The following is a 6464-nucleotide window of genomic DNA, read 5'->3' as shown; positions in this document are numbered from 1 at the left end:
TCTTAAGTGAACGGCATTAGCCTATTGAGGCGCCTTTTTCTGTTATTCACTTGCTGTCATTTGCTTACTGTTATTGGAAAGTAAGCGAGCAACAAGATTGTTTACTGCTCTTGTTCGCGCGCAATCGCACGGTAACCAATATCATTGCGGTGGAACATACCATTCCAGCTAACTTGCTTCGTCAACGCGTAAGCGCGCTCTTGAGCCTCAGAAACCGTATTGCCCAGTGCTGTTGCACAAAGTACACGACCGCCGTTTGTCACAACGTCGCCAGCTTCATTATTTGTCGTACCCGCGTGGAAAACCTTTTGGCCTTCAACTTCGCTTGTTGGTAGTGAAATAACGTCACCTTTTGCGTAGTCAGCAGGGTAACCGCCAGCCGCAAGAACAACACCGATAGAAGCGCGTGGATCCCACTTCGATTCTGCTTCGTCGAGCTTCTCGTCGATAGCCATTAGGCAAAGTTCAACAAGGTCTGACTCCATACGCATCATGATAGGTTGCGTTTCAGGGTCGCCAAAGCGGCAGTTGTATTCGATAACTTTAGGTGTGCCGTCAGCATCGATCATTAGGCCAGCGTAAAGGAAACCTGTGTAAGGTGCGCCTTCTGCGTCCATACCACGTACCGTTGGGTAGATAACTTCCTCAAGGATACGGTTGTGGATTTCTGGAGTTACAACCGGCGCAGGAGAGTAAGCACCCATGCCGCCCGTGTTTGGCCCAGTGTCTTTGTCGCCAACACGTTTGTGATCTTGGCTGGTGGCCATAGGAAGCACGCTAGAGCCGTCAACCATTACGATGAAGCTTGCTTCTTCGCCTTCGAGGAACTCTTCGATAACAACGCGGCTGCCTGCTTCGCCAAAGGCGTTGCCCGCTAGCATGTCTTTGATTGCGTCTTCTGCTTCTTCAAGGGTCATCGCAACGATAACGCCTTTACCTGCCGCAAGACCGTCAGCTTTCACTACGATAGGAGCGCCTTGCTCGCGAACGTAAGCGATAGCTGGCTCAATCTCAGTGAAGTTTGAGTAGTAACCTGTTGGGATATCATGACGAGCTAGGAAGTCTTTAGTGAATGCTTTAGAGCCTTCAAGCTGTGCTGCAGCTTGAGTAGGGCCGAAGATTGGCAAACCTACTTCGCGGAATGCATCAACCACACCGATAACCAATGGTGCTTCAGGGCCCACGATAGTCAGTTCGATTTTTTTATCTTGAGCAAACGCGACTAAACCAGCGATGTCTTCAACGCCGATGTTTACGTTCTCTAGTTTTGGCTCAAGTGCAGTGCCTGCGTTACCTGGAGCGATGAATACTGTTTCAACGTTTGGGTTTTGTGCTGCTTTCCAACCTAGTGCATGCTCACGACCGCCAGCACCAATAATTAATACATTCATTTTATTTTACCTTTGATAGCTTCATCAGATTACCTATTTCGGCGTCAAACATGCTCACTTATAGTCATAAGCTCCGCGTGTTTTCCTTGAACTAGGCAATCTGATTTTGCTCTAAAAATTAAAATTTCTATTAACGTTGATGAGTAAAACGCCAACATTAATGAACGGTTAAACGAATAAAAAAGGCTCTAGGAAAACCTAGAGCCTATTCTGATTAGTGGCGGAAGTGACGCATGCCCGTAAAGATCATCGCCATGCCGTGTTCGTCTGCTGCTGCGATAACTTCGTCATCACGCATAGAGCCGCCCGGTTGGATAACACACTTGATACCAGCCTCTGCAGCCGCGTCGATACCGTCACGGAATGGGAAGAATGCATCTGATGCCATCACACAGCCTTCAACCTGTAGACCTTCGTCTGCAGCTTTGATGCCTGCGATTTTCGCAGAGTAAACGCGGCTCATTTGGCCAGCGCCAACACCAATTGTCATGTCGCCTTTCGAGTAAACGATAGCGTTAGATTTAACGTATTTCGCTACTTTCCAGCAGAATAGAGCATCTTTCAATTCTTCAGCTGTAGGTTGGCGCTTAGAAACCACTTTAAGGTCATCTTCAGACACCATGCCTTGGTCGCGGTCTTGAACTAGCAAACCACCGTTAACGCGTTTAACGTCAAAGCCAGTTGTCTTCGTTGTCCACTCACCACACTCAAGTAGGCGAAGGTTTTTCTTAGCCGCTACGATTGCTACTGCTTCAGCAGAAACTGATGGTGCAATGATAACTTCAACGAATTGACGCTCAGTGATAGCCGTTGCTGTTGCAGCGTCTAGCTCACGGTTGAAAGCGATGATGCCGCCAAATGCAGAACTTGGGTCTGTTTTGAATGCACGGTCGTAAGCTTCTAGGATGTCTTCACCTAGTGCAACACCACATGGGTTAGCGTGCTTAACGATCACACATGCTGGCTGGTCGAACTCTTTCACACACTCAAGTGCTGCGTCGGTGTCAGCGATGTTGTTGTAAGAAAGGGCTTTACCTTGAATCTGGCGAGCTGTAGAAACTGATGCTTCTTCAGGGTTTGCTTCAACGTAGAATGCGGCTGCCTGGTGGCTGTTCTCACCGTAGCGCATGTCTTGCTTTTTCTCGAACTGTTGGTTGAACGTGCGAGGGAATTTGCTCTTGTTTTCAGGAGAAGGTTCGTCACCTTCTTTGTTCTCACCGTAAGATGGAACCATAGTGCCGAAGTAGTTTGCGATCATGCCGTCGTAAGAAGCGGTGTGCTCGAATGCTGCGATAGCGAGGTCGAAGCGAGTCTCTAGTGTTAGAGATTTATCGTTCGCGTCCATTTCAGCGACAACGCGCTCGTAGTCGTGTGCGTTAACAACGATCGTTACGTCTTTGTGGTTTTTCGCTGCAGAGCGAACCATTGTAGGGCCGCCGATGTCGATGTTCTCAACAGCATCAGCAAGGGTACAACCTTCTTTAGCAACGGTTTCTGCGAATGGGTATAGGTTTACAACAACCATATCGATAGGGTTGATACCGTGAGTTTCCATCACGTCATCATCTTGGCCACGACGACCTAGAACACCACCATGAACTTTTGGGTGCAGAGTCTTAACACGGCCATCCATCATTTCTGGGAAACCAGTGTAGTCAGATACTTCTGTAACAGAGATGCCTTTTTCAGCAAGCAGGCGAGCAGTGCCACCGGTAGATAGGATATCTACACCACGGTTAGCAAGAGCTTGTGCAAATTCAACGATACCAGTTTTGTCTGATACGCTGATTAGAGCGCGGCGAATTGGACGAGCGTTATTCATGCTTCCATCTTCCTCAAATTCATGGGGTTAAAATAAAGATATTTGCCAAAAAAGAACTTGTTTCTATCTTCTTAGCGTGGATTATCTTAGATACCAGTAAGAGATAAAATATTGGCCAGTTTTGGTAAAGACCTTTTGGGTTAGTCTTATGATTAAGCTATAAGATAACCAACTCCAAATTTGATGGCGCAGATTCTAACTAATTTATTACAAAAAAGCTCGCGCAATCGTTTGGCATCTCAAAATTAATTATGAAAAGTGCCATTTCAGCCTGAAAAGTAACGATAAGGTTAATTGTGGAATGGACGAAACAGTAGGAAAAAACATGTTTCAGATCGGTGAATTAGCGAAGCGATGCGGTGTGACAGCCGATACCTTGCGATTTTATGAGAAGAATAACCTGATCGCGCCAGCCAGTCGCAGTGACTCGGGTTATCGCCTATATGATGAAAATAACCAGAAACAGGTGACGTTTATTCTCAAATCTAAAGCGTTGGGGCTGAGTTTGGACGAGATTAAAGAATTGCTTGAGATTCGCCTCGAGGCCACACAGCACAGTTGCGCTGAAGTGAAGTCGATTACCTCAGCAAAGCTAGAGATGATTGATGAGAAGATTACCGAGTTAACTAAGATTCGCACCGCACTTAAAAAGATTAATGATGCGTGTTGTGGTCACGTAGACGATGATGCAAGCCATTGTTCGATTCTAGCAGCCTTGGACTCAGCAAACGTCGACAAAGGTCGCTGCTGTCGCACTGGAGAGTAATCAGCGACTATCACGGATCGACAAGCCAAAAAAAAGCCAAACTCAACAATGAGCTTGGCTTTCAATTCAATAAATTACGAAAGAACGATTAGTTCATGCCGTATTTTTTAAGTTTCTTGCGAAGAGTACCGCGGTTAATACCCATCATGGTTGCTGCGCGAGTTTGGTTACCGCGAGTGTACTGCATGATAGTGTCTAGTAGTGGCTGTTCAACTTCAGCTAATACTAATTCGTATAACTCGCTGACTTCTTGACCGTTTAATTGAGCAAGGTAATTTTTCAATGATGCTTTAACTGAGTCACGTAGTGGCTTCTGCGTGATTTGGTCTTGTGATGTAACTGTAGTTACTGTCAATGCTTCTGAAGTCAGATTTTGTTCGAACATATTCGGTCTAGCTCTTCTCGTAATTATGGTGCAACGTTATCAAAAAAACCTTCTAGCGCTTCAAGCTGCAGATCACCTGCTTCGAATGCGTTGAAGGTACGGCGAAACTCACTCGCTTGTTCATGTTCTTTTAGATACCAACCCACATGCTTACGAGCGATGCGAGGGCCTAAAAACTCTCCATAAAATTCATGTAGAGCGTGCACATGACCAAGCATGATGTCTTTCACTTCCGAAATCGGGAGTGGGTCCATCGTGGTGCCGTTTTCCAAATAGTGTAGGATTTCGTTAAAAATCCAAGGACGTCCTTGGGCAGGTCGACCTATCATTAAAGCATCAGCGCCGGTGTACTCCAGCACAAACTTCGCTTTTTCCGGACTATCGATATCACCGTTAGCGATAACCGGAATAGATACTGCTTGTTTCGCTGCTTTAATGTGTTTGTATTCTGCCTCACCTTTGTACATACAAGCGCGAGTTCTTCCATGGAGCGCAAGAGCTTGTATGCCGCAGTCTTCGGCTATTTTCGCGATTTGGACACAGTTTCTATTGTCTGTATCCCAGCCTGTGCGCGTTTTCAACGTTACTGGAACGTCGACAGCATTTACCACCGCTTTCAGAATGTCTTCAATGAGTTCTGGATGCTGCAGTAAGGCTGAGCCCGCAAGCTTCTTATTCACTTTTTTGGCTGGACAACCCATGTTGATATCGATGATTTGCGCACCGTTATCGACATTAAATTGAGCAGCCTCGGCCATAAGCTGTGGATCTGCACCAGCGATTTGTACTGAACGAATGCCCGATTCGCCTTCATGTACCATACGCTGCTGAGACTTTGACGTTTTCCAAACTTTCGGATTGGAGGACATCATTTCACTGACTGCCATCCCCGCCCCGTAGCGAAGACACAACTCACGGAATGGTCTATCCGTTACGCCAGCCATAGGAGCGACGATTAGATTGTTCTTAAGTTGATAATTTCCGATTTTCAAAAATGTCATCACAGTTCTGTACCAGCAAGGGCGCGCATTTTACGCATTTTTTCGCTGCGTGAAAAGACTAATATTTGAGCATTTACAATTTGTTTTTGTAATTTGTTTAAATTTCAGTCAATTAGCGCCCAAAGTCTTGTCTAGCCTTGCTTGCGACCTGAGATTCGACACCATTCTTGTTGTTCGATGATCGGATCAATGTGAAGCTCATCACGATAATAAGTGGCAACATCTTCTGCTTGTGTATCTAAAACACCCGACATCGCAAGTACACCATTTGGCTTAACTAGGCCCTTGATGATGCCAGAAAGGTCGCGTAATGGACCCGCAAGAATGTTGGCAACAACAACGTCTGCTAGCAAACCTTCCGGTTGATCTTGTGGCAAGAACACCTCTAGTTGCTCAGCAACGCCATTGCGTTGTGCGTTGTCTTTTGATGCAAGCAGAGCTTGAGGATCAATGTCGATCCCGATAACTTTTGCTGCGCCTAGTTTGATCGCAGCGATCGCTAGGATGCCTGAGCCACAACCGAAGTCGATCACGGTTTTGCCTGCAAGGTCTAAGCCTTCAAGCCACTCAAGACACAATGCCGTTGTCGGGTGAGTACCTGTACCAAATGCAAGGCCAGGGTCTAGCATTACGTTAACAGCGTCAGGTTCAGGGATATCGCGCCAGCTAGGGCAGATCCATAAACGCTCACCAAACTTCATTGGGTGGAAGTTGTCCATCCATTCACGCTCCCAATCCTTGTCTTCAATTTGCTCTACTTTATGAGCAAAGTCTGCAGGGAACATGTTGCTTGCTTTAATCTGCGCTAGAATGACACCAGTATCAGTCTCAGCGTCGTAAAGCGCGAGAATGTCAGTATCACCCCAAAGGCGAGTTTCGCCTGGCAGAGGCTCAAATACAGGGGTATCTTGTGCATCCAGGAAAGTTACAGAAAGAGCACCAGTCTCTTCCATTAACATGTCGCCGATTTGTTCGGCATTTTCATTGGTAGCATTAAGCTTGATTTGAATCCAAGGCATGGCTGCATCTTCTATATGAGAAAAATTGGATGGCGATTCTAGCAGAAAATATGAGCAAATTCACCAAAACCCCACGGAAT

6 protein-coding genes are annotated in these 6464 nt (G+C 46.3%); 1 reads left to right on the top strand and 5 read right to left on the bottom strand.

What is annotated here, in order from left to right; genetic code table 11:
• Window positions 1-101: 101 nt before the first annotated feature.
• Together purD and purH are read right to left on the bottom strand one after the other, a co-directional pair.
• Entirely contained in the window at window positions 102-1391 is a 1290-nt protein-coding gene (gene purD / locus AB4209_RS04975) for a phosphoribosylamine--glycine ligase (RefSeq protein WP_017062702.1), read from the bottom strand.
• A gap of 214 nt (window positions 1392-1605) precedes the next feature.
• On the bottom strand, window positions 1606-3213 hold the full coding sequence (gene purH / locus AB4209_RS04970; protein WP_372055026.1) for a bifunctional phosphoribosylaminoimidazolecarboxamide formyltransferase/IMP cyclohydrolase: 1608 nt from the start codon (window positions 3211-3213) through the stop codon (window positions 1606-1608).
• Between the two features lie 325 nt (window positions 3214-3538).
• Here purH and zntR point away from each other — a divergent pair, with 325 nt between their 5' ends.
• Window positions 3539-3979: a Zn(2+)-responsive transcriptional regulator gene (zntR, locus tag AB4209_RS04965; RefSeq protein ID WP_017062704.1), complete on the top strand. Its 441-nt coding sequence runs from the start codon at window positions 3539-3541 to the stop codon at window positions 3977-3979.
• A gap of 88 nt (window positions 3980-4067) precedes the next feature.
• On the opposite strand, the gene fis is transcribed toward zntR, so the two are convergent.
• From fis to prmA, 3 genes are all read right to left on the bottom strand, one after another.
• Window positions 4068-4364, bottom strand: coding sequence for a DNA-binding transcriptional regulator Fis (fis, locus tag AB4209_RS04960; RefSeq protein ID WP_004729744.1), 297 nt, complete (start codon window positions 4362-4364; stop codon window positions 4068-4070).
• A gap of 23 nt (window positions 4365-4387) precedes the next feature.
• Window positions 4388-5356, bottom strand: a complete 969-nt coding sequence (gene dusB / locus AB4209_RS04955; protein WP_032546269.1) for a tRNA dihydrouridine synthase DusB — start codon at window positions 5354-5356, stop codon at window positions 4388-4390.
• A 140-nt stretch (window positions 5357-5496) separates the two neighbouring features.
• Entirely contained in the window at window positions 5497-6384 is an 888-nt protein-coding gene (gene prmA / locus AB4209_RS04950) for a 50S ribosomal protein L11 methyltransferase (RefSeq protein ID WP_372055024.1), read from the bottom strand.
• Between the last annotated feature and the right edge of the window lie 80 nt (window positions 6385-6464).

Origin of the sequence: Vibrio sp. 10N.286.48.C11, from assembly GCF_041469805.1 — a bacterium.
GTDB lineage: Bacteria > Pseudomonadota > Gammaproteobacteria > Enterobacterales > Vibrionaceae > Vibrio > Vibrio crassostreae_C.
This window is presented reverse-complemented; position numbering and strand designations above follow the sequence as displayed.

Excerpts from the sequence above, each read along its gene's own strand:
- purD (WP_017062702.1), bottom strand. The coding sequence starts at position 1,391 with ATGAATGTATTAATTATTGGTGCTGGCGGTCGTGAGCATGCACTAGGT.
- purH (WP_372055026.1), bottom strand. The coding sequence starts at position 3,213 with ATGAATAACGCTCGTCCAATTCGCCGCGCTCTAATCAGCGTATCAGAC.
- zntR (WP_017062704.1), top strand. The coding sequence starts at position 3,539 with ATGTTTCAGATCGGTGAATTAGCGAAGCGATGCGGTGTGACAGCCGAT.
- fis (WP_004729744.1), bottom strand. The coding sequence starts at position 4,364 with ATGTTCGAACAAAATCTGACTTCAGAAGCATTGACAGTAACTACAGTT.
- prmA (WP_372055024.1), bottom strand. The coding sequence starts at position 6,384 with ATGCCTTGGATTCAAATCAAGCTTAATGCTACCAATGAAAATGCCGAA.